The following is a 22,597-nucleotide window of genomic DNA, read 5'->3' on the forward strand; positions in this document are numbered from 1 at the left end:
TATGAACGAGATTCCGATTCCCGGTACAGACCGCAGCACCACTCCCGCAGCCGCGGTTATCTGGGGCGGCCTGCTGCTTTTGACGGTGCTGAGCGCACTCTCCCGTCCGGGCCTGTTCGTCGATCAGGCGGTCGGCGGGCTCGTCTACGGACTCGTGTTGGTGCTGATCGCGCTGGGGCTGTCCATCGTCCTCGGGTTACTCGGGATCGTGAACTTCGCCCACGGGGCGCTGTTTATGCTCGGGGCGTACTTCACCTTTCAGTTTATGGAGGTGTGGGGGTTTTCCTTCTGGGCGACCCTGTTTCTGGCGCCGCTGGCGGTCGGTCTCGTGGGCGTCGTCATCGAACGGACCGTGCTTCGCTACCTCTACGACAAGAATCCGCTGAACGGGCTGCTGGCGACGTTCGGTGTCGCGATGATGATCGGCGAAGCGACCCGGGCGTCCTGGGGGGGCTCACCCCTGAGCGTGACGACGCCGCAGGTTCTCGAACTCGGATTAAACCTCGGGGTCACGACCGTCTCGCGGATCAGGCTGTTCACCGTCGTCGTCTCGGTCATCGTCATCGCGGCCGTCTACCTGCTCATCGAGCGCACGGACTTCGGCCTGTCCGTCCGCGCCGGGGTGCTCGACCGCGAGATGGCCGAGTTCCTCGGGGTGAACATGAACGTCCGGTTCATCTCGATGTTCGTCCTCGGCGCGGCCATCGCCGGCCTCGGCGGCGTCCTCCGCGGAACGGCCGTCGGGATGGACGTGGGGATGGCGAATCAGTTCATTATCCTCGCGTTCGTCGTCGTCGTCGTCGGCGGCATCGGAAGCCTGTTCGGCAGCGTCGTCGCCGGGCTCCTCATCGGTGAGGCCTCCTACCTGACGCCGCTGTATCTGGAAACGCTCGCGGGCGTGACGAGCATCGAAGCGCTCAACATCTCCGGCATCAGCGGTCTGGTCCCGTATCTGGTGATGATCGTGGTGCTTCTCGCGCGGCCGCGCGGGCTGTTCGGGCAGGAGGGATTCCTCGAATGAGCCACGAATCGGCAAGCGACGGACTCGCCTCGAGTCTCCCGCTGGACACGCTGCGTCGGTATCAGGTACCGATCGGCGCGCTGTTGATGGTCGTGCTCGTCCGCCCGATCATCTCGATGGACATGTTCTTGGGGTACGGCGCGGTCGCGAACACCATCCTCATCTGGATGCTGTTCGCGGCGTCGTTCAACCTGCTCCTCGGGTACACCGGCCTGCTCTCGTTCGGGCACGCGATGTTCCTCGGGATCGGCGCGTACGTCACGGCGATCGGCCTCTCGCGGTTCGATTCCTCGTTCGTGCTGGCCGCCGTCGTCGCCCTCGGGCTCGCGGGGGTCGTCGCCTATCTCATCGCGCGGATCACCGTTCAGAAGGGCGAGATCTACTTCGCGATGCTCACGCTCGCGTTCGGAACGACCGCGCATTTCATCGCCAACTACAACCCGGCGGATCTGACCGGCGGGACGACCGGCATCGCCGGCGGCGCCGTCCCCGCGTGGATCGAGGCCGAGCGCGGCCTCAAGTACGTGAACTTCGGCGGCTTCCAGTTCGACTGGCACTACCTCGTCGCTGCGGCGGTGTTCGTCGGACTGCTGCTTCTGTGGCAACTCGTCCGGTCGCCGTTCGGCCGGACCCTCATCGCCGTCCGCGAGAACGAGGAACTCGCCCGCGCGATGGGTATCAACACCTACCGGTACAAGGTCTGGGCGTTCACGCTGAGCGCGCTGGTCGCGACCTACGCCGGCACCATCCTCGAAGTGAACGAGCAGGGGGCGACCCTCTCGCTTCTGACTGTCGAGACCAGCGGCGACGTCATCCTGATGACCGTGCTGGGCGGGGCGAACTACTTCTTCGGCCCGGTCGCCGGCGCGTTCATCTGGCTGTTCGCCGAGGACTACCTCACAGACTTCGAGATGCTCGTCTTGCCGCTGAGTGAGTTCCCGCTCGTCAGCCTCGAGCTTGCGGGCGTGCTGGCGTACTGGCAGTTCTTCCTCGGACTGCTGTTCGTCATCGCCGTCCTGATCGCCCCGCGCGAAGGGGTCTGGGGGCTCATCAGAAGCGGTGTCGAACGCGCCTACGAACGAATCCAATCCGAGGGATAACCATGTCTGAGACAGATATTTCCACGACAGAATCCGGGGGCGACGGAGTGGACCCACAGAGCGCCGCTCTCGGCGCGACCGGGCTCACGAAGCGGTTCGGCGGCATCGTCGCCGTCGACCACGTCGAACTGGCCGTTCCCGAAGGGGAGCTCAGAGCCATCATCGGTCCGAACGGCGCCGGGAAGACGACGCTCTTCAACGTCCTCACCCACGCGCTGGAGCCGAGCGACGGGACGGTCTATCTCCACGGAGAGGCCATCACCGACATGTCACAGGAGCAGCGCCCACACAACGGGCTCGCTCGGTCGTTCCAGTCGAATCAGCTGTTCAACGAGCTCAGCGTCCTCGAGAACGTTCGAGTCGTGGTACAAACGATGGAGTCGGGGCCGTTCTCGTTCGACCTCCTCGGCGAAGGGCAGGCCCAATACGTCGAACAGGCCACCGACATCCTCGAGTCGGTCGGGTTGGACGACAAACGCGACGTCACCGCGAAGAACCTCTCGCACGGCGACCAGCGCCGGCTCGGAATCGCGATGGCGCTGGCGACGGATCCGTCGGTGCTGCTTCTCGACGAGCCAACGAGCGGCCTCGGATCCAGCGAAACGGGGCTCGCCACGGACCTCATCGAGTCGATTCACGACGATATGGGGCTGACGCTGCTGTTGATCGAACACGACATGGAGATCGTCCTCTCGATCAGCGACCGGATCACGGTGCTCGATCAGGGGCAGGTCCTCGCGACCGGCACCCCCGAGGAGATCCGAAACAACGACGACGTACAGGAGGCGTACCTCGGCGGTATGCGGGAGGAACTATGAGCCTGCTCGAAGTCTCCGACCTCGAGGCGGGCTATGAGACCGGACAGGTCCTGTTCGGCGTCGACCTCGCCGTCGACGAGAACGAGGTCGTCTCGCTTTTGGGCCGCAACGGAGCCGGAAAGACGACAACGATGCACGCGCTCGTGGGTGCGGACGTACCCAACGTCTTCGGCGGGTCGATGGTCTTCGACGGCCACGACCTCCGGGAACGGCGGAACTACCGGATCTCGGAGTTGGGGTTGAGCCTCGTCCCCGAGGGCCGACGGTGCTTCCGCGACCTGACGGTCGAGGAGAACCTGCGGCTGGCGGCCAACCACGCCACCGACCCGCTCCCGGTCGCGGAGATGCTCGAGCAGTTCCCCGAACTCGAGGAGATGCGTAACCGCCCCTCGAAGAATATGAGCGGCGGGGAGCAACAGATGCTCGCGATCGCGCGGAGCCTCGTCACCAACCCGAAGCTCATCCTGTTGGACGAGCCCTGCGAGGGACTGGCACCGTACATCGTTCGCCGGATCGAGTCGATCATCGAGTCGATCAACGAGGAACGCGGCGTCAGCGTGCTTCTCGTCGAGCAGAACGTCGCCGTGGCGATGGCGGTCGCCGAGCGGCACTACGTCCTCGACGAGGGCGAGATCGTCGAGGAGGTCTCGACAGCGGAACTACAGGAGAACGAGGCGCTCCGACAGGAGTACCTCGGAGTCTGACGTCCCCTGTTCGATCCGCCCTACTCCCCCTCGGAATCGAGGTGATCGAACAGGCCCGGCGTCGTGCCGAACTTCAGGACGTTCGTCATCGTCGAACTGCGGACGTTGTTGACGGCTTTGCCGTGTTCTTTGTAGAACTGATGGAGCCACCGGGACTCGGCCTCTTGGCTCGGGAACATCATCACGGCTTTCCACTGGTACTCGCCGTCCGCGAGGAAGTAGAAGATGGAGTACCGACTGTCCCGGATGTGCTCCATCGCCTCCCGCCAGTGCTCTGCGAAGTGCTCGGGGTTGAACTTGAACTCCATCAGCGCGAAGACGAAATACGACTCGTGGGGGATGAGCGCCTCCCGGAAGACCCCCTCTTTCCGCATGTTCCGGATCGCCTTACTCACGGTCACGTGACTCACGTCGATGTCGTACTCCTCGGCCAGAACGTCGGTGAGCTCGCGTGCGGACCGCTGGGGGTCGCGTGCCAGCTCTCGAAGGATAATGACGTCGCGGGGTTTGAAGTCCCAATCCGGGGTTTTCTCGCTCATTAGTTGTTCAGTACTCAACTCGGCCGCCTCCGAGAGTGTTTCGGTCGCAAAGAGCGCCGCAGCGACACTGTCGTCGTCGATGTGGCCCGTAGACGAATCGTCCATTTACCGACGTCCCCGAACGCGGTTCGACTTCCGACGTTCGTCTGCCCCCACATCACCGGCGCCCGAGGGCGCCGTGCTCACGTCGGGCGCCGCGACCCCCCGGTGCGGTCGAGCGACCCGCGCTCCCGCCGCCGGTATGCGGCGACGAATGGGGTGTCGAACGGTGGTACGGAACCATCGGCATAATAGCGAGGGTCGGAAACTCATATACGGTATACTCAGATTGTCTGGTAAATAATTTTCGCAGAACGTTATTTATTGTAAACGCCCGTGGACCACACAGATGCGTTACTACGAGGATTTCGAGGTGGGCGAGTCGCGGACGTTCGGGAGCCACACGGTCACCGAACGCGAGATCGTCGAGTTCGGTGAGCAGTTCGACCCGCAGCCCTATCACACCGATCCCGAGGCCGCCGAAGACAGTATATACGGCGGCTTGATCGCGAGCGGGTGGCACACGACGGCCCTGACGATGCGGATGCTGACCGAGCACTTCACCGCCGGAACCGACTTCGTCGGCGGCTCCGCCGTCGACGACCTCCGGTGGATCGAGCCGGTCCGCCCCGGCGATACGCTCTCTGTGACCGCCGAAATCGTCGAGAAGGACCCGTGGAAGGACCGGTTCGGTCGCGTCCGAACCCGACTCCGCGTGCACACCGATTCGGGATCGACCGTCGTGACGATGGACGCGGCGATGCTGTTCGGCTATCGCGACGCCTGATTCGGTCGACTGTCGTCTCTCCCGCTGCGGGCTCGTTTGAGATCCCTTACCGCTGCGGGTTCGTTCGGGACCGGTTTTCCGCGTCGCCGAAGACGGACTCGATCTCGGCTTCGAGGTCGTCGACCTCCCAGCCGCCGTCGTTGAACGCGACGCGCTCCAGTTCCGGGTTCGACAGCAGGCCGACGCTGTCGCCGGCGGCCCGGACCGTACAGCCGGAGACGCCCGCGGATTTCTCGCTCGCGAGGAACGCCGCGACGGGCGCGACCTTCTCGGGCGGGTACTCCTCGGGGTCGAGAAACGACTCCGTCATCGCCGTGTACGCGATGGGTAACAGCGCGTTGACGCGGACGCCGAACTGATCGAGTTCGGCCGCCGCCGTCCGCGTGAGCCCGAGGACTCCGGCCTTCGCGGTGGCGTAGTTGGCCTGGCCGACGTTTCCGAGCGCGGCCGGACTCGTCACGCAGACGAACGCCCTCTCGCCAGTTCGGTCCTCGGCGTTCCGCTGCCAGTGGGTCGCGGCGCTACGCAGGAGACCGAAGTGGCCGCGGAGGTGGACGTCTGTGACCTGTTGCCACTCGTCCTCGCTCATATCCGTGAGGTAGCCGTCCCGGATCACCCCGGCGTAGTTGACGACGCTGTCGAGCCGCCCGTGCTCGTCGACGACCGAATCGACCAGCGATTCCGCGTACGCGACGTCGGTGACGTCCCCGAGGTTCGTCGCGGCCGTCCCGCCGCCTTCTCGGATCTCACGCGCGAGGGACGCGGCCTCCGAGTCCTTCGCCGGCAGGTCGTTGATCACGACCGTCGCGCCGTTGTCCGCCAGTTCGCGCGCCGTCGCGCCGCCCAGTCCGCCGGTGCCGCCGGTGACGATGTGCACAGTTCCGTCCATGGTGTTGAATCAGCGTCGCTACCCCCAGTGTGAGGGCGGATGTGTCGACAGTCCCCGTGCGCGCCCTTATCTCATTGGATTCGACTGCGCCCCCGACGGTTCGACGAGCGACAGGTGCGCAAGGCGAGTTCCCCGGGGTCCTCAGAGGCGCCCTCACCTGATCACGCTCACGACGCCGACCGTCTCGGCGACGACCCACGAGACGAAGAGCAGATAGCTGACGAGCAAAAACGCCGACTCCGCGGACGTGAGACGCAGGTCAGTGCGGAGCACCGCGAAGAGTAAGACGGTCGCGAGCGTGAGCACGCCGAACATCGGGACCGCGGTGGCGAAATCGATCACGACGCTGCCGACGATGAGGACGCCGATCGGGATCGCCACGAGCAGGTCGAACGTGTTCGATCCGAGGACGTTGCCGAGGCTCGTGACGCTCCGTCCGTCGCGGGCGGCGCGAACGCTCACGAGGAGGTCGGGCAGACTCGTCGCGGCGGCGAGGATAGTCACGCCGGCGAGGAACTCGGGGATCCCGAACGCGCCCGAGAGCGACTCGACGCTCCCGACCAGCTGCTCGACCGCCACCAGAATGACGAGCAGGCTGGCGCCGAGCATCAGCCAGCGGCGACCGATCGGCGTGTCGTCCGCGTCGGCGGCGGCGTCGTGGTCGCTCACGTCCTGCCACTGGATGAAGAGATAGAGGCCGTAGAGAGCGAGCGGGAGCAGCGCGAGCGGCCGGGTGATCACCCCGGACAGCGCCCCCCCGTCGGTGGGGAAGTAAATGACGGCGAGCGCGAACGTGATGACGAGCGCGGAGACCGCGATCATGTAGAACTGGGCTTCCTTGTAGACGACGGCCCGGTTCGTCTCCAGCGTGTCGTCGGCGACGAGCCCCGACAGGGCGGGAATCGCGAGAACGTTGAAGATGGCAGAGCCGACGATGGCTCCGACACCCATATCGAAGACGCCGGCGAGCGCGGCGAAGACCACGCTCGATAGCTCCGGAAAGCTCGATCCCACCGCGACGACGATCGATCCCTGGACGACCGCCGGCAGCCCGTAGTACGACGAGAGCTGTTCGGCGGCCCGTTCGAGCCACCCGCTGCCGAGCCAGATAGCCCCGGTCGCAGCGAGGACGACGCCGACGTCGACGACCGGCGTGTGCGGGAGCAATCCGAATACTGCCATATCGTCGACAACGTTTCGCGGACGGGGACCTGAACGTATCGGTTAACACGGCGGTCAGCCGGTTGGACCGCCTCGATCAGTAGCCCGACTCTCGAGACTCTGTGGACGGACGGATCCGGAAGTCGATCCCGTCGGGGCAGCGACTGCGAGGCCTCGGTCGCGCCCGTCGACCGCGACGCCTGACACCGTCATCCGGTCGCGGCGTTCGTCGACCGCGCCGTCGCCCGGACGAGAAATCCGATCCACGCCAGCTCCCCGTCCCCCCGGTCCAGCGCGGTCCGTATGGGCTCAGAGCCCTCACAGGACGTCGAGCACGACGACCGAGAGGTAGAGCTGTCCGACTCCCGCCGCCACGAGAAGGACGCCGGCGGCCTGCTTCACACGCCCGGCGTACGCGCCCAGTGACCGCCACGTGGTCATCCCCGCATCGGAGAGCAGCGTCACACCGATCAGCGGCACCGCGACGGCTCCAGCGTAGGCACCGAGGACGGCGAGCCCGCGTTCGGGCGGTAGCGCCGACGCCTGCGCAACGACGCCGAGAAACAGCGGGACGACACAGCCCGCGGCCGCGAGGGCGTACACCGCCCCGAAGAGCCCGAATCCGAGAAGCGACTCCGGGCGCCGCGGGAGCGGAAGCGTCGGCGCCGACCACCCCGAGAGCACCAACAGGCCGAAGACCACCAGTGCGCCGCCGACGATCGGCTCGAAGAGGGGCAGTATCGAGGTGAGCCGCTGCCCGACGGCGAACGCCAACACGGCGATCCCGCCGAGGGCGACGAGCGCGCCGAGGGCGGCGACGACCCCGGAGACGAGCCCCGGCGTGTCGTCGTTCTCCTTGATGTAATACCCGACGTAGCCCGGCAGGAGCGGAAACGCACACGGCGCGAAGAACGTCGTGACCCCCGCACCGGCGGCCCATCCGACGGTTCCGAGGAAGGCAGCCGAAATCACGACTCCGCCAACACCCGGTCGAGCTCCGTCCGAAGCGTCTCCGCCTTCGTGAGTCCCGCGTGTTGCCAGCGAATCGCTCCCGACGCGTCCGCGATGGCGTGGTAGGGAATCTCGCTCGCACCGAGCGCGGCCATCACATCGCTCTCGGGGTCGAGGCCGACGGTCCACTCGCCGTGGTGACGACGCCACCACGACCGAATGTCGCCGGCGGTGAGCGTGCCGCCGAGGCGCTCGTTCGTGATCGAGACGAACGCGACGCGGTCGCCGTACGCCTCGTAGACCGTCGAGAGCGCCTCCATCTGCTCTTTACAGGGCGCACACCACGTGGCGAACAGATCGATCAGCGTCGGCGTCTCCGAGCGCGGGACCGCGACCTCGCCCGCGTCCGACCCGCGGGCGTCGATCGTCCGGACGCGGTGCGGGAGCCCGGTCGAATCTCCGACCGACAGCCCCGGGACGTCACCGCGGAGCGCCAGTACGCTTCCCCCGGTGAGACCGACGCCGCCGAGCGCGGTGAGCAGTTGTCGACGGTTCAGTCCGCCGTTTGGCTCTGAAGTCACTGGCCTCTGACAGTCGCGAGGTCGTCGATGAGCCGCTCTGGGTCCGGGGAATCGGTCCGATAGGCCCGTTCTACGTACCCATCGGCGTTCACGAGGTACGTGAGCGCCGAGTGGATGAACATGTACATATCCATGTCTTCGGGGTGGGATCGCTCGAAGGTGACGCCGAACTCCCCTTGGACGACGGCCTTCGCCCGCTCTCTGGACTCGGGCCGGAGGAAGTCCCAGTTGCCGGCGTCGAGCGCGACGTTCATCTCCTCTGCGTACGTCTGCAGGCGCTCCGCGTCGTCGCGCTCGGGGTCGAAGGTCACGGGGAAGAACGCGACGTCGTCGGCGTACCCCTCCTCGATCGAGTGCGTCTGGACGTTCCGCATCGACTGGATCAGGACCGGGCAGACGGTGTTACAGTGGCTGTAAAAGAACGTATATACCGCCGGTTTCCCGACCGAGCGGGTCGATACCTCCCCGCCGTCGATCGCGTTCGGGAGCGTCGCGTCCGGCACCCGCTGTCCCCACGCGGGGTACGGGAGGTCCTCGCTCGCGTGTTCGCGGTCCGGTTCGGCGAGCGCAACGTCGGGGTTCGAATCACCGAATCCGAGACAGCCGGCCGTCGTGAGCGCGCCCGCCGCCGCCGCCCCGCGGAGGTAAGTCCGTCGCTGCATACGAGTACCACAGAATCGGCATCACACGATCATAAGGTGCGCGGTCGGTTCCCGACCGATGAGAAACCATCGTGATGGCCCGAACGTCGGCTGTGCGGGCCCGACCGGCACTGCCCGAGAAGACCCTCAGCGGGTCCTACCGCTGAGCGCGACACCGACGAAGACTGCGAGCCCCCCGAGAAAGAAGAGCAGTCCCGGTTCCGCGAGTAAGAGCACGCCGCGGACGAGGCTTCCGTCCGCGACCCCGAGGCTCGCGGGCTCGAAGAGCGACAGCGACGAGTCGGGACCGCCGAGGAGCCGTTCGGCCCCGGCCTGCACCGCGAGGCTCGTGAGCGCGAGGACTGCCACGCCGCCGGCCCAGTCGCTGAGGGACCGCATAAGGCCCTCGCGTCGGTCGGGTTCCGACGCGCCAACGAACACGATCGGATCGGCCGCCGGGCCGTAGACGGTCATTTCGTTGCCCTTCTCCGAGAGGCGCGTCCCCACCGACTCGACGACGCCGGCGGACTGGAGCTTCGAGAGGTGGTAGTGGACGTTCTGGACGGAGGTGTCGAGCTCCCGAGCCAGCTCGGAGGGCGGGGCAGGCTCCTCGTGCAGCGCGCCGCAGAGCTGTCGCGCGGTCTCGGAACCCAGCGCGTCGACCAGTTCGCCCGCGTCCTCGTCGGCGACCGCAACGACCGCCGGGGTCGAATCGGGCGCTCGCGTCCGGTTCCCGAGTCGAGCGATGGGGGAGGACATCGTTGTCCCACAGTACGTGCACCGGTCCTTTCAATGTGTGCGTAACTTAAACGGCCATTTGATCGGGGCGACGCCCCACCTAACCAGGGCGACGCTCACATCTGACCGGAGCGACGCTCATCGCCGACTAGCGAGCGCGTGCGCGCTGTACCGCGGCGACCACGTCGAGCCGTCCCGACCCGCTCGCGAGGTCGCGACCCGGTCGGCCGACGTCGCCGGCGGACGCCCGCAGGACTTCGGCGACACCCTCGGGGCCGAGCCTCGGGGCCGCATCGAGGACGAGCGCGGCCGCTCCGGCGGTTCGCGCCGCGGCGGCGGAGGTGCCGGGCTCGCCGTCCCCGACCCACGGGGAGGGCGGAGCGACGACGTCGACGCCGACGTCGCCCCGCGGTGTCGGGCCGCGACCGCTGTACGGAGCGACGGCGCCCGGACTGTCCCCGTCGGGCGGGGCAGTGACGCCGACGCCGACGACGCCGGGAACGGTCGCCGGCGCGGCGATACTGCCGAGCGAGCGCGACGGTGAGAGCGCGTGAGTGGGTGTCACCACCTCCACGCGGCGGGTGTCGTCGGCTCCGTTTCGTCCCCCAATCGGACCCTGCCCCGGGGACCCGCGCCCGGCGGGCCTGACGACGAGCGCGTACTCGTCGTCGGCGAGATCCGCCACCAGCCGCTGTCCGACGCGGGAGTCGACCGACTGCGAGAGCGCGACGAGGTTCCAGCGGCTGCCCGAATCGACCGCGCGCAAGAGTGCGAGCGTCAGTTCGGTCTCGATCGCGGGGTCGGCGACCAGCCACGCGACGAGCCGGCCCGCGACTGCGTCCGATCCCGGGAGCGGCCGGACTCGGAGCCGCCGTCGCGTGCCCGGGCTATCACCGACGAGAGCGGCGCGCGGCCCCTCCCAGTGCCCGAGCGCGGCGTTTCCGGTCGGGCTGACGAAGGCGCAGCCTGCCTCGACGGCGCGGCGTACTGACTCGAACACGTCCGATCGAGGCGTCGCGGCGGTCCCGTGCGCCGCGACGGGAGCGAGAATCACGTCGGCGCCCCCGCGTCGAGCCCACTCGATGGCCGCGAGGAACCCGTCGGTCCGCTGGAACGAGGCGAGAGACAGGCGCGCGTCGGGCGCGAGCCGGACCACGGACGCCGCGGCCGCGGTCCCGTGACTGGTCCCGTCGACGACCGCGGCCTCGGGGCCGAACTGTCTGATATCCTCGATAGCGCCGTCGAGCGCGGTGTGGCTCGGGTCGAAACCAGTCGGATCGATGACGGCGGTCCGAACGCCGTCCCCGGTGATTCCGGCCTCGTGGACGCGACTGATCGGCTCTGTCCCGTCTGCAGTCCGGTCGGCGTCTCTGGTCGGGGTCGAACCGCCGATTTTCGGGACCCCGCTCGTAGAAACGACGCTCACGGCCGCCGTACCGCCGATGGCGAGCGCTCGACGCCGGCTGATTCGGAACTCGGCGCGATCACGTCGACCGGGTGTCACGTCTGGCGGGTACTTCGCCGCACCGCTTGAATCCCTCGGAAGCGCGCTTCGGCGGGCGAACGGCCGCGGCGTGACCGTTCGCCGACGCCGCCGGGGAATAGCGTAAATCGCTCTCGAAGCATTCGGGTGTTCTTAGTCGGCCCCGTCCGTTCTCTGACGTGTATGCCCTCCAGATGCAGACGTCGACGCGGGCCGTCGCGAGCGAACGAGCGTACTCGAACCCGAGTGGTAAGCGGTCCCGCTCGGGATCGCTCCCGGGAGGTGACGGATGCGTAGCCGCCTCTCCCGGCTGCTGCTCGCCGCTGCCGTCCTGACGGCGGCGCTGGCGCCGGCGGTTCTCGCGACCCCGGCTGCGGCTGATCAGAGTGTCGATATCGACTACGACGGAGAGCGCGTCACCGTCGCTAACGGATCCTCGCAGGTCGTGCGCGGCACGGCCGACGCACGGGTCGGAACCGAGATCGTCCTTCGCGTGCGCTCGGCGGGCGATACCGAGCCGGTGTTCCTCAAGACGGCGACCGGCGTCGTGACCGAGAACGGGACGTGGGCGGCCTCGTTCGACTTCTCGTCGCAGTCGGCCGGCGACACGTTCACGCTGAGGGCGCGGACGGAGAACGGCTCCGCGGAAGCGAACGCGGAGGGCGAGGTCGTCGCCTGCGGCGGAGACTGCGCCGATGCGACCCCGAGCGGCACGCCGACGCCGATTCCCGAACAGACGCCGACGCCGACGCGGACCGACGAATCGACCGCGCCCGTCGCGTTCGGCGAGAACATCTTCCTCGTCGACCGCGGCGGCGTCGCGGCGATCCCGATCGCCTTCGAGGGCGGCGGAGACGACGACGGCACCGACGCCGCGGTCGTCGTCATCGGCAACGAGAGCACGTCGAACTACGAACTCGAGGCGGTCGTCCGCGACGACGACGGCGACGGCGAGGCGGTGCTCTACGTCGACACCTCGATCGCCGGCCGCGGGGACGACCCGCTCAGTGTCTCCGGCGGCGACAGCGTCCGCGTCGAGGCGGAGACGTCGCTCGACGCGATGCTCGATCCGGCCGACTACGACGTCTCGCTGTACGCCGGCGACGAGCGGAGCGGCGCTCCCGTGGACGTCGGGAGCCTTGTCATTCAGACGGCCAACACCCGGACGGTCACCGAAACCGGAACGGGAACGACACCCGCCGGATCCGGCACTGGAGCGAGCGACGGTGGATTAGGCTCACTCGCGATCGGCGGCGTCGTCAGCGGCGTCTTCCTCGTCGGCGGCGCGGCCTTGGCGGCGCTGTTGCTCAAGGACTGAGTCGCGGCTGGCAGCCGGCATACCGTCTGTCGCGGTCGGTCCCGATGCCCCCGACCACGTTTCGGCCCGCAGTGCCCGCGTCGACGTGCCGGACAACCGCGGCCCGACGCGGGGCAGGTGTTACGTCACACGGGCGCTGGCCCCGTCATCGTATATAAACTCGTGCCGAGATATCCGAGTCGGGGCCGAATCTCGGCTCGGTGGTGGGAGACGGTTCCGGTGCTACTCGTGGGCGTGCGCGTCGGCCGGGAAGTCGCGCTCGCCGGCTTCGATCGGCACGTCGAGCCAGTTCGAGGCCGGAACGAGCGGGCACTCGTACGCCGGATTGTACGCGCAGGTCGGGTTGTACGCCCGGTTGAGATCCAGCAGCCACGCGCCGTCGTCGCGGCGGTCCTCCTCGGGGTCGAGGTCGACGTACCGCCCCGCGCCGTACGTCTCGTCCCCGCTCGTGGCGTCTCGGAAGGGGACCCACAGCCGGTCGCTCCCGTCCGCCGGCTCGAACGCGTCGAGCGACACGTCCGTTTCGCCGACCTCGAATCGGAACCGACCGACGCGCCGGTAGGTCTGTTCGCCGTCGGCGGTCGTCTCTACGGTGACCGTCTCGGGGTCGTCGTACGGTTCGAGTTCGAGCACGAACCGGTAGTCGGGATCGACGTCGTAGTAGTCGAGTCCGGGGAACGACTCCCCGCGCGTCGCGGGCGGAATCGGGGAGCGCTGGTTCTCCCGGAAGTACCGCTCCTTCCGCTTTCGGTTCCGTTCGATCGCCCGCCGCCAGTCTGAGTCGTCGGATTGGGAGGTCATCGGTGAGAGGTGAACTGCAGTCCGGTCATCGTCTCGATACCCGCAGTTGCGGTGTGGCTCGAGATTGTGTACTGCGGCCAATAACACTTGTGCGGTCGGCGCCGTCGAGCGCACGAACGCCGCGGCCGTCTGTTCCGGTGGCCGCGACGAGCGTCCCGCCGCGAACCGGCGGTCGTCTCGATCTGTCGTCATCGGGCACGCGCGTGCGGAACCGGCGGCAATTCCGACAAGCGCTACAATAATACGTTCCTGACCTGTAGGTCGCCTATGGAGTATCGATACGCCGGCGACGCCCACGAACGACTGTTCGCCTCGTATCAGGACGACGAGGAGCCGTTTCCGACCAGCGTGACGGCGTGTTTCCCCGACCGGGAGCACCGCCGCGAGGAGGCCACGCTGCTACAGGAGCTGTTCTTTCCGACCTGTTGGAACGCGCCCGACCTCGTCCGCGACGAACTGGCGGTGCTCGATCGCCTCGACGAGCTCGGCAGCCTGTTCAAAGCCGGGATCTGCCCGTACTCGGAGAGCCGGCCGGACGAGACCGTCGGGGCCGTGATCGACAGCCTCCCCCGGGTACGAGACCTCCTCAAGCGGGACGTCGAGGCCGCGTACAAGGGCGACCCGGCGGCGAAGACGTATATGGAGATCATTCGGTCGTACCCCGGCTTTCTGGCGATCGCGATCCAGCGCGTCGCGCACGTCCTCTACGATATGGGGGCGGGAGAGTACGCCCGGGAGCTGACCGAGTACGCGAAGACGCAGACGGGAATCGACATCCACCCCGGCGCCGAGATCGGCGAGTACTTCTTCATCGACCACGGCACGAGCGTCGTGATCGGGGAGACGGCGACCGTCGGCGAGTGGGTCCGCCTCTATCAGGACGTCACCCTCGGCGCGCTCCACTTCGAGGAGGAGGAGGGCGACGAGCACGCGCTGAAGAAGGGATACAAGCGACACCCGGACATCGGAGACCACGTCGTCATCGGCGCGGGGACGAAAGTGCTCGGCGCGGTCACGGTCGGAGACCACGTCAGTATCGGCGCGAACTCGTGGATCACCGAGGACGTCCCGGACCACACGAAGGTGTACATCAAGAACCACCCGACCCAAGAGCGCAAGCGCTACGATTGACACTGATTGTTCTCGTCTCTTCTCGGTGAGCGCCGTCAACGGGGCGGGCATTCACCGGGAAACAGTGAGAATAAACAGTATGAGCCGTACGACGCCGCACCCGTGTACGACTCTCGACGGCCGCTCGCGTTCGGAGCCTCGCGGTCGCCGCCGCACTCGTCGGCGATATTCCATAAACTTAGGTAATCCCAATCTGAATCTCGGACTATGGACTTCGAGATACCGTCAGCGCAGCAGACGATGCTCAACGAGATACGGAAGTTCGGGGAGAACGAGATCCGTCCCGTCGCGAGCGAGTACGACCGCGAGGAGAAGTACCCCCGAGAGGTGGTCGAACAGTCCGCGGAACTCGGTCTCTTGGGCGCGCAGTTCCCCTTCGAGTACGGCGGCGTCGACGCCTCTCCCGTCGAGCTGTCGTTGATCACCGAGGAGCTGTTCTCGCACGATCCCGGCATCGCGCTGTGTATCACGTCGACGGACTTCGGTAGCGAGGTCCTCCTCGAATTCGGCACCGAGGAGCAGCGGGAGAAATACCTCCCGCCGATCACCGAGGGCGAGACGATTATGGGCGCGGCGATCTCCGAGCCGCAGGCCGGATCCGACGTCTCCTCGGTCGCCACCCGCGCGGAGAAAGACGGCGACGAGTGGGTGATCAACGGCAACAAGATGTGGATCACGAACGGCACCGTCGGCGACTACTTCGTCGTCCTCTGTAAGACCGATCCGGACGCGGAGAGCCGCCACGCGGGGTTCTCACAGATCATCGTCGAGGCGGACCGAGACGGCTTCAAGGCCGACAAGATCACCGGCAAGATGGGTGTGCGAGCCAGCGACACCGCCGAACTCGTCCTCGACGACGTCCGCGTCCCCGAGGAGAACCTCGTTGGGACCCGCGGCGAGGGGTTCTACCAGCAGATGCGGTTCTTCGACGAGACGCGAATCATCGTCGCAAGCCAGGGCGTCGGCATCGCCCGCGGCGCGGCCGAACGCGCGAGGGAGTACGCACTGGAACGCGAGCAGTTCGGCCAGCCGATCAGCGACTTCCAGTCGATCCAGCACAAGTTCGCGGAGATGTTCACGGACATCGAGGCGGCCCGCCAACTCACCCGCAAAGCCGCGTGGGCCGTCGAGAACGACCACGAGGACTCGACGAAACTCGCCTCGATGGCGAAAGAGTACGGCTCCCGCGTCGCCGTGGAGACGACCCAGGAAGCGGTCCAGATACTGGGCGGCTCGGGGTACGTCGACGACTTCGACGTCGAGCGATTCTACCGCGACGCGAAGATCACCCAGATCTACGAGGGGACCACGGAGATCCAGAAGAACATCATCGCCAGAGAGCTGCTTTCCTGAGCCTGCCGGAACCGCGGGCGGGCCCGTCTGCGTATCGGGCGACGACCTCCGCGCCGGGTCGGTGACTCACCGATGACGAAAAGACGAAGCCGCTCGACCGCGTCGGGACGCCTATGACGAACGATCAGACGCGTGTCAGAGACGTAATGTCGACGCCGCTCGTGACGATTTCACCGGATGCGACCCTCGTTTCGGCGGCCAAGCGGATGCGCGAAGAGGACATCAACGCGCTCCTCGTTCCGGCGACCGAGACGGGGATTGTCACGAGCACCGACGTGCTCGACGCGGTCGCCCGCGAGCTCGATCCGGCCGAAACGACGGTGGCGGACGTGATGACCGAGTCCGTCGAGACGGTCCCGCCGGACCTGCGGCTCTCGGAGGCCGCGGCGATGATGGAGAACTTCGGCATCAGCCACCTCCCGGTCGTCGACGACGACTTCGTCGGGATGGTCTCCTCGACCGACATCACCGCACAGCTGTCCTGAAGCGGACGATTAAACTCCCTGCGGCCGTTCGTTCCCGTATGGATCTCGTCGACGCGCTCGAAGCCGACCGGGGGACGACCTGCGTCGTCGGCGCGGGCGGCAAGAAAACGACGCTGGCGGCGCTCGCCTCGCGGCTCGATCGAGCGGTCGTGACCACGACCGTCCGGATCCCCATCTTCGACGAGTGGGTCGGTCGTGTCGTCGTCGCGGACGACCCCGTCGCGGCGGTCGGATCCGCGGGCGACGCCGACTGGCCGCTCGGTGTCGTCCCGGAGCGGGAGCGAGCGGACCGCTACCGCGGATATGACCCCGCGGTCGTCGACCGGCTCTCGGAGCTCGACGCGCCGGTGCTCGTCAAGGCCGACGGGGCGCGGATGCGACGGTTCAAAGCCCCGTCGGACCACGAGCCCCGGCTGCCGCAGACGGCGGACACGGTCGTTTCGATCGCGAGCGTCCACGCCGTCGGTCGGCCACTGTCTGACGATCTCGTCCACCGCGTCGAGGAGGTGTCGGCGCTGACCGGGCTCGCGCCCGGCGAGGAGATTCGCCCCCGGGACGTCGCGGCGGTTCTCGCGAGCGAGCGGGGTGGGAGAAAGGACGTGCCGGCGGCGGCGACGACGATACCGCTCCTCAATATGGTCGACGACGACGACCTCGAATCGACCGCTCGGGAGGTCGCCGCCGAGATCCGCGACCGGGTCGACGTGCCTCGGGTCGTGCTCGCGGAGATGCGCGCGGACGACCCCGTCGTCGACGTCGTGTGAGCGGTCTGAGCGCGTCGACGTCGTGGTTATGACGCGAACGAACGGCTCTTTTCCCTCACTGGGCGCGGAGTCGCTCGTCGGCCGCCTCGAATTCCTCTCGCGTGTTGACGTTCTCGAACGTGTCGAGCGAGGAGACGCGCTCGATCTCCTCGCGATCGACGACGACGGTGTCGAGTTCCGAGAGCGGGACGACGATCCGTCGCTCGCCGGCGTCGAGCGCGCGCCGACAGGCGGCGGCCATCGGTTCGGCCCGGAAGACCGCCTGCGTCGTCTGGTACCACTCCTCGGGGCGCGGAACGGCGGCGTCCCGGCCCGCGGCGCGCTCGAAGAGGTGATCGATGAACCGGGGGTCGACGAACGGCATATCGCAGGCGACCGCGGCGGCGTACTCGGCGGTGACCGCTTCGAGGCCGCGCGCGATACCGGCCATCGGACCCTCGTCGGAGCGGCGGTCGACGGCGAACGTCGGGTCGAACGCGCCCGTGGAGAGCGCCGCGTCGATGTCGTCGACCTGGTCTCCGCGGCAGTTGATCACGAGTTCGTCGACGACCGCCGCGAGCCGGTCCGCGACGCGCCGGATCATCGGCGTCCCGGCGAGTTCGGCGACCGCCTTGTCGCGGTCGCCGAAGCGGGTCGACCGCCCGCCCGCGATGATGAGGCCTGCGCGCATACGCCCGATTGTCGCGAGACGGTGATGAATCTGACGAGCGGCCCGACCGCGGCCGCCGCGACGCAGTCAGTGCTCGGGTGCGGTCAGTTCCCACAGCAGTCAGCGGTCCCCCACACCAGTCAGTAGTCCCCCACACCAGTCAGTAGTCCCCCACACCAGTCAGTATTTATCCCGGCCGGGAGTCCTCACAGACGATGCGGGAGGACGAACTGGCGTCGGCGGTGGTAGAGCACTTCGAGGCGGCGTACGAGCGCCCGGAGGTCCGACTCGAAGAGCCCTACGACCACTACGGAAACCGGGGCGTCGCCGACGTCTACGTCAGAACGAGGCCCCCAGAGCGCGTCGACTATCTCGCGGAACTGAAGGCCGACCCCGCCGTCAGGGTGGCCTCGGGGGCCAACGAGATCCTCCGGCAGTACCGTCGGATGGAGCGGTACTTCTACGAGGACGACGCGCACGCCCTCCGGCCGCGACTCGGCCGCGACGGCCCCGCCCTCCACCTGCTCTTGCTCTTCGCGCCGACGCCGAACTGCGTCGAGCACGTCTTCGAGAACCGGCGGCTCTACGGCTCGATCGACCCGGAACTGTCCGTCGACGGCGTCCCGGCCGTCCGCAAGGTCGCCTTCCTCGTGAACCTCGAAGCGGCGTCGACGGGGACCCTCGGCTTCCTCTCTGTGAACGACGACGTCGAGATCGACTCCGAGGCGTTTCGGCGGGCCGTGCCGCCGGCCTCGCGGCTCGCCGACGCCTTCGAGGCGGCGGACCTCGATCCGTAGCGACGCACTCGGTGGCGACTACGCGCGAGGGCTCACCACGCGCGTTCGAGGATATCGACGATCTCCGCGACGCTCGGATCGACGCCCGCCGGCGCGGCGTCGAGGAGGTCGTCCGCGCGGATCGCCTCGGCGATCGACGGGAAGTGGTCCCGTTCGACGCCGTCGATCTCTCGGAGGCAGCGCGGGAGGCCGAGCTCGTCGCGGACGTCCGCGACGGCGCCGACGACCCCCTCGGCCACCGCGGCCGCGGTCCGCCCGTCGGTCTCGACGCCGAGCGCTTCAGCGAGCAGGTCCCGGCGACCGTCGACTGCGCCGAAGACGTACTCGAGGACGTGGGGGGCGACGACGCCGTGGACCGTTCCTTGGTGGACGTCGTAGCCGTGCGAGAAACCGTGTCCGAACGCGTGGATGATCGACGCCCGGTAGGCGTCCGCGCCGGCGAGGCCGTACTGGACGCAGACGATCCCCGAGAGGACGTCCACGAGCCGCGATTCGTCCATCGGCGACTCGGTCACCGTTCCGAGCCCGGACCGGAGGAGCCGAACCCCCCGCGCGGCCGTGCCGTCGGTGATCGGCGTCGCGTGCGGAGAGTAGAGCATCTCGATTCCCTTGTCGAAGCCGTTCATCGCCGACGCGGCGAGGACCGACGCGGGCGTCGTCCGGTACAGGTCGGGGTCGTAACACAGCGCCTCGGGCATCAGTCGGGGGTCGCCCACGCCGCCGCTCGGGACGTCCGAGGCGTGCCCCGACACGTCGCGCTCCAGCGTGAGCGTCACGCCGGCGATGTCCGACAGGTCCGCGCCGGCGAGCGTCGTGGGCACGCCCACGAGCGGGAGCGGATCGGCGCCGCTCGCGACCGGCAGTTCGCCCGTGTCGACGGCGCGGCGAGCCACCGACTCGCGCTCATCGCCGTGGGCGGCCACGGCACAGAGGACTTTCGCCGTATCGAGGCTGCTCCCGCCGCCGACGGCGACGACGACGTCGACGTCTCGCTCGTCGGCGAGCCGGGCCCCGGCGAGCGCCGCCCCCAGTGTCTTCGCTGACGTCGTCTCCGGGAACTCCGCGACCAGGCGGTCGCCCAGCCCCTCGCGAATCGGATCGACGACCGCCGGCGTCGTGCCGACGGTCCGGCCGGCCACGAGCATCGCTCGGTCGTATCCGCGGCGATCGAGCTCCGCGCCGAGGCCGGCGACACAGCCGGCTCCAACGGTGATCGTTCCGGGGTGGAAGTCGAACCGAAACCCCTCGGTAGCGCTCATTGTCCGCCCGTACGCGCGGCGCGGTGAAAGTACTACCCGTCCTGACGTCCCGCGTCGGCGTCCCGACGTGTCGCATCCTGACTTGTCGGCGTCCTCCTTCTTGGCGTCCCACAGTGGCGTCCTCCTTCTTGGCGTCCCGCGGTGGCGACCTACCTCCCGGCGTCCCGCGGTGGCGTCCTACCTCCCGGCGTCCCGCGTCGCTTCGAGTTCCGCGATCGCGTCGTCGAAGGCCTGCCGCGTCGCTTCGTCCCCCGACTCGCCGGGATGGGCCGCGCGGAGCGCGGAAAGCGCGTCGGGTTCGCCGAGCGCTCCGAGTGTGTCCGCTGCCCACGACGGATAGCCGTTGCCTCGCCCGCGGTCCAGCAGCCCGGTGAGCTCATCGAGCAGCCACTGTCGCGACACCGACCCGGGAGCGGCCGCCTCGGCGTAGCCGACGGCGAACAGGAGGTACCGCGGCGCGTTGCGGTCGCCGTCGAGGACTTGGCGCAGCCGATCCACGCGGGGGACGAAGAGCTCCGGGCGCTCCTGTGCGACCCGTGCGAGCGAGTCGGCGACGTACACGACCGCTCTGAGGTCCGGATCTCCCATCCACTCGATCGGCGCGGGGATGCCCTCGACGCCGTCGGGGTACGCCTCGGCGACCCCGAGCAGGTCGTCGACGAACGGCTCGAAAAGCGCCGGGCGATCGCGGAGGTGCTGTATCGCCTCTGCCGCGGCGACCCGTGTGTCAGCGTCCACGTCTGCGGTGGTCAAGATGTCGACGACCGAGCCCATCTCGTCTCCGGTGATCGCGTCGGGATCGTCCTCGGCCCGTTCGGCGAGCCGTGTCGCGAGCGCCTGCCGGTCGGACGGGTCGCCGACGGTTCGCGGATCTTCGGCCTCCCTCGCGGGGTCGGACGACCCGTCGTTCGTCTCTCCCGTCACGGTCCCGACTCGACACCCCGGTTGCGTAGTCGCGCATTCATGCGTACGCTCACACCGTTCGGTGCTGTGGCCCGCGACTAAAAGTTCACCGCCGACCGCGTTCCGACCCCCGCGCGGCCGCGAGTCGAACCGCGTAAGTCCCGGCGTCGACACCGAGGCGGTATGGAGGTCCTGGCCCGGCTCCTCGGGTTGCTCGCGCTCCTCTTCGTCGGGACCGGGCTGCGGTTCTCGGGCGTGCTCGACGCGCGGCGGACACAGCGCCTCAACGACGTCGCGTACTACGCCGCGCTGCCGGCGCTCATCTTCGTTTCGACGTACGACCGAGCGATCGACGAACTGCTCACGCCAGTGCTCCTGATCGGGCTCCCCTCGGTGGTGTTGGCGACGGCCGGCGTCGCGTGGCTGCTCCACAGGCGCCGGTCGGAGCGCCGCCGCCGGAGCGTCGCCATCATCCAATCGTATCACTCGAACCTCGGCTACCTCGGGCTGCCGCTCGTGGCGGCGACGTTCGACGACCACGTGACCGCGGTCGCGAGCGTCGTCCTCGGCGTCGTCTCGCTGACGCAGGTGCCGCTCACCGTCGTCGTTCTCACCGCGATCAACGAGGCGGACGCCGACGCGCGAACAGAGATCGGTCGACTCGCTCGCAACCCCGTGTTACTGGCGCTCGTGGCCGGCCTCACGATCGGATCACTGGGGCTTCCCGTGCCGGATGCGGCCGCGCGCGGCTTCGAGGTACTCGGTGCGGCGGCGCTGCCGATTGCGCTCCTGTGCGTCGGGGCGTCGTTACAAATCGACCTCCCGAGCGTCGATATCGGCGCGAGCGGTTCGGTCGTCGCGCTAAAAATCGTCTTGATGCCCGCCCTCGGGTGGCTCACGTTCTCGCTGCTGGCCGTCGACGCCGCGACGTTCACGGCCGCGATCGTGATGCTCGGAACGCCGACCGCGGTGTCGACGTACGTGTTCGCACACGAGCTCGGCGGCGACGAGGAGTTCGCCTCCCTGAACGTGTTTCTCACGACGCTCGTCTCGGCCGGCACGCTGTTCGTCCTCATCCGCGCGGTCGGCTAACCGAACCGCCTCGTAGCGAACCGCGTCGTGGCGCCGCGGCGTAGCCACTTGCTTATTGTCGTCACTCTCCAGCCGAGAATAGCGGAGATCGTCGCTCCGACCGTACAGCCGTACTGACCGCTCGCACAACCGAGCGAAATTACTCGATGTGGCCTTCTTCGCGGAGCTGCTCTGCGTCCTGCTCGGAGTAGCGCCACTCGATGTTCGCTTTCTCGTCCTGCCAGTCCCACGGTTCGACGAGAACGACGTCGCCCTCGTTGATCCATGTGCGGTACTTCATCCGACCGGGGATGCGCCCCATTCGGTTTTTACCGTCGTTGCAGCGGACGCGAACGTGGTTGCCACCGTTGTGTTCGGTCACCACGGCGAACAGCTCCTCGTCGTTGGGCATTCGAAGGTTCCGACGCCCAGTTTCTTCAGTCACAGGTCAGATACGTCGGGAGGACTGATAAATGATTGGTTCTGGTGGCTGCCCACAGACAACTCGTGACTGAGTGATCGAATCTCATACGTTCGTATCCGTCCCTCATCCGTTCCTTATCCGTTCCTCATCCGTTCGTATCCGCTCCCATACGCTCGTATCTGTTCGAACT

25 protein-coding genes are annotated in these 22,597 nt (G+C 67.8%); 12 read left to right on the forward strand and 13 right to left on the reverse strand.

What is annotated here, in order from left to right; translation table 11 throughout:
* Position 1 precedes the first annotated feature (1 nt).
* The 4 genes from ACT3HL_RS05700 to ACT3HL_RS05715 are packed head-to-tail and all read left to right on the forward strand — an operon-like array spanning position 2 to position 3,643.
* Positions 2-1,021, forward strand: coding sequence for an ABC transporter permease subunit (locus tag ACT3HL_RS05700; protein ID WP_445085848.1), 1,020 nt, complete (start codon positions 2-4; stop codon positions 1,019-1,021).
* Complete coding sequence (locus ACT3HL_RS05705) at positions 1,018-2,121, forward strand: ABC transporter permease subunit (RefSeq protein ID WP_445085849.1); 1,104 nt, start codon at positions 1,018-1,020, stop codon at positions 2,119-2,121. Before ACT3HL_RS05700 ends, ACT3HL_RS05705 begins: the two co-directional genes overlap by 4 nt.
* Before the next feature lie 2 nt (positions 2,122-2,123).
* Positions 2,124-2,939 (forward strand): ATP-binding cassette domain-containing protein, encoded by an 816-nt coding sequence (locus ACT3HL_RS05710; protein WP_445085850.1) that lies wholly within the window; start codon positions 2,124-2,126, stop codon positions 2,937-2,939.
* The gene (locus ACT3HL_RS05715; protein ID WP_445085851.1) at positions 2,936-3,643 is read left to right on the forward strand and encodes an ATP-binding cassette domain-containing protein; all 708 of its coding nucleotides are present in this window, start codon (positions 2,936-2,938) and stop codon (positions 3,641-3,643) included. Before ACT3HL_RS05710 ends, ACT3HL_RS05715 begins: the two co-directional genes overlap by 4 nt.
* Before the next feature lie 20 nt (positions 3,644-3,663).
* Here the strand turns inward: ACT3HL_RS05715 and ACT3HL_RS05720 are convergent, their stop codons facing one another.
* On the reverse strand, positions 3,664-4,182 hold the full coding sequence (locus ACT3HL_RS05720) for a winged helix-turn-helix domain-containing protein (RefSeq protein WP_445086177.1): 519 nt from the start codon (positions 4,180-4,182) through the stop codon (positions 3,664-3,666).
* Between the two features lie 388 nt (positions 4,183-4,570).
* On the opposite strand from ACT3HL_RS05720, the gene ACT3HL_RS05725 reads away from it, so the two are divergent.
* Positions 4,571-5,008 (forward strand): MaoC/PaaZ C-terminal domain-containing protein, encoded by a 438-nt coding sequence (locus tag ACT3HL_RS05725; RefSeq protein WP_445085852.1) that lies wholly within the window; start codon positions 4,571-4,573, stop codon positions 5,006-5,008.
* A 46-nt stretch (positions 5,009-5,054) separates the two neighbouring features.
* Here ACT3HL_RS05725 and ACT3HL_RS05730 read toward each other — a convergent pair whose 3' ends face one another.
* The 7 genes from ACT3HL_RS05730 to ACT3HL_RS05760 all read right to left on the reverse strand — a co-directional run bounded on the left by ACT3HL_RS05730 (position 5,055) and on the right by ACT3HL_RS05760 (position 11,473).
* A complete protein-coding gene (locus ACT3HL_RS05730; RefSeq protein ID WP_445085853.1) occupies positions 5,055-5,897 on the reverse strand; it encodes an SDR family NAD(P)-dependent oxidoreductase in 843 nt (280 codons plus the stop codon).
* A 153-nt stretch (positions 5,898-6,050) separates the two neighbouring features.
* Positions 6,051-7,079 (reverse strand): sodium:calcium antiporter, encoded by a 1,029-nt coding sequence (locus ACT3HL_RS05735; RefSeq protein WP_445085854.1) that lies wholly within the window; start codon positions 7,077-7,079, stop codon positions 6,051-6,053.
* A gap of 297 nt (positions 7,080-7,376) precedes the next feature.
* The gene (locus tag ACT3HL_RS05740; protein ID WP_445085855.1) at positions 7,377-8,030 is read right to left on the reverse strand and encodes a cytochrome c biogenesis CcdA family protein; all 654 of its coding nucleotides are present in this window, start codon (positions 8,028-8,030) and stop codon (positions 7,377-7,379) included.
* Positions 8,027-8,566: a redoxin family protein gene (locus ACT3HL_RS05745; RefSeq protein WP_445086178.1), complete on the reverse strand. Its 540-nt coding sequence runs from the start codon at positions 8,564-8,566 to the stop codon at positions 8,027-8,029. Before ACT3HL_RS05745 ends, ACT3HL_RS05740 begins: the two co-directional genes overlap by 4 nt.
* A gap of 20 nt (positions 8,567-8,586) precedes the next feature.
* Positions 8,587-9,252, reverse strand: a complete 666-nt coding sequence (locus tag ACT3HL_RS05750) for an SCO family protein (RefSeq protein WP_445085856.1) — start codon at positions 9,250-9,252, stop codon at positions 8,587-8,589.
* A 126-nt stretch (positions 9,253-9,378) separates the two neighbouring features.
* On the reverse strand, positions 9,379-9,990 hold the full coding sequence (locus ACT3HL_RS05755) for a helix-turn-helix domain-containing protein (RefSeq protein ID WP_445085857.1): 612 nt from the start codon (positions 9,988-9,990) through the stop codon (positions 9,379-9,381).
* Between the two features lie 127 nt (positions 9,991-10,117).
* Entirely contained in the window at positions 10,118-11,473 is a 1,356-nt protein-coding gene (locus ACT3HL_RS05760) for a S8 family serine peptidase (RefSeq protein ID WP_445085858.1), read from the reverse strand.
* 268 nt (positions 11,474-11,741) lie between these two features.
* Between ACT3HL_RS05760 and ACT3HL_RS05765 the strand changes: the two genes are divergently transcribed.
* Positions 11,742-12,770, forward strand: coding sequence for a BGTF surface domain-containing protein (locus ACT3HL_RS05765; RefSeq protein ID WP_445085859.1), 1,029 nt, complete (start codon positions 11,742-11,744; stop codon positions 12,768-12,770).
* A 222-nt stretch (positions 12,771-12,992) separates the two neighbouring features.
* Here ACT3HL_RS05765 and ACT3HL_RS05770 read toward each other — a convergent pair whose 3' ends face one another.
* Entirely contained in the window at positions 12,993-13,571 is a 579-nt protein-coding gene (locus tag ACT3HL_RS05770) for a DUF1684 domain-containing protein (RefSeq protein WP_445085860.1), read from the reverse strand.
* A 267-nt stretch (positions 13,572-13,838) separates the two neighbouring features.
* Between ACT3HL_RS05770 and epsC the strand changes: the two genes are divergently transcribed.
* From epsC to yqeC, 4 genes are all read left to right on the forward strand, one after another.
* Positions 13,839-14,702, forward strand: coding sequence for a serine O-acetyltransferase EpsC (gene epsC, locus ACT3HL_RS05775; RefSeq protein WP_445085861.1), 864 nt, complete (start codon positions 13,839-13,841; stop codon positions 14,700-14,702).
* Between the two features lie 207 nt (positions 14,703-14,909).
* Positions 14,910-16,055 (forward strand): acyl-CoA dehydrogenase family protein, encoded by a 1,146-nt coding sequence (locus ACT3HL_RS05780; RefSeq protein ID WP_445085862.1) that lies wholly within the window; start codon positions 14,910-14,912, stop codon positions 16,053-16,055.
* Between the two features lie 113 nt (positions 16,056-16,168).
* The gene (locus tag ACT3HL_RS05785; RefSeq protein WP_445085863.1) at positions 16,169-16,540 is read left to right on the forward strand and encodes a CBS domain-containing protein; all 372 of its coding nucleotides are present in this window, start codon (positions 16,169-16,171) and stop codon (positions 16,538-16,540) included.
* 38 nt (positions 16,541-16,578) lie between these two features.
* Positions 16,579-17,304 (forward strand): selenium cofactor biosynthesis protein YqeC, encoded by a 726-nt coding sequence (gene yqeC / locus ACT3HL_RS05790; RefSeq protein ID WP_445085864.1) that lies wholly within the window; start codon positions 16,579-16,581, stop codon positions 17,302-17,304.
* A 55-nt stretch (positions 17,305-17,359) separates the two neighbouring features.
* Here yqeC and ACT3HL_RS05795 read toward each other — a convergent pair whose 3' ends face one another.
* Positions 17,360-17,974 carry an NTP transferase domain-containing protein gene (locus ACT3HL_RS05795; RefSeq protein ID WP_445085865.1) on the reverse strand — a complete coding sequence of 205 codons (615 nt, stop codon included), beginning with the start codon at positions 17,972-17,974 and terminating at the stop codon, positions 17,360-17,362.
* 194 nt (positions 17,975-18,168) lie between these two features.
* Between ACT3HL_RS05795 and ACT3HL_RS05800 the strand changes: the two genes are divergently transcribed.
* The gene (locus ACT3HL_RS05800; protein ID WP_445085866.1) at positions 18,169-18,750 is read left to right on the forward strand and encodes a hypothetical protein; all 582 of its coding nucleotides are present in this window, start codon (positions 18,169-18,171) and stop codon (positions 18,748-18,750) included.
* Between the two features lie 32 nt (positions 18,751-18,782).
* On the opposite strand, the gene ACT3HL_RS05805 is transcribed toward ACT3HL_RS05800, so the two are convergent.
* Positions 18,783-20,009 (reverse strand): iron-containing alcohol dehydrogenase, encoded by a 1,227-nt coding sequence (locus tag ACT3HL_RS05805; RefSeq protein ID WP_445085867.1) that lies wholly within the window; start codon positions 20,007-20,009, stop codon positions 18,783-18,785.
* A gap of 177 nt (positions 20,010-20,186) precedes the next feature.
* Positions 20,187-20,933: a hypothetical protein gene (locus ACT3HL_RS05810; RefSeq protein WP_445085868.1), complete on the reverse strand. Its 747-nt coding sequence runs from the start codon at positions 20,931-20,933 to the stop codon at positions 20,187-20,189.
* A 162-nt stretch (positions 20,934-21,095) separates the two neighbouring features.
* On the opposite strand from ACT3HL_RS05810, the gene ACT3HL_RS05815 reads away from it, so the two are divergent.
* Entirely contained in the window at positions 21,096-22,004 is a 909-nt protein-coding gene (locus ACT3HL_RS05815; protein ID WP_445085869.1) for an AEC family transporter, read from the forward strand.
* Between the two features lie 139 nt (positions 22,005-22,143).
* On the opposite strand, the gene eif1A is transcribed toward ACT3HL_RS05815, so the two are convergent.
* Positions 22,144-22,428, reverse strand: a complete 285-nt coding sequence (eif1A, locus tag ACT3HL_RS05820; RefSeq protein ID WP_445085870.1) for a translation initiation factor eIF-1A — start codon at positions 22,426-22,428, stop codon at positions 22,144-22,146.
* Positions 22,429-22,597 lie beyond the last annotated feature (169 nt).

This window comes from Halobellus sp. GM3 (assembly GCF_052545375.1).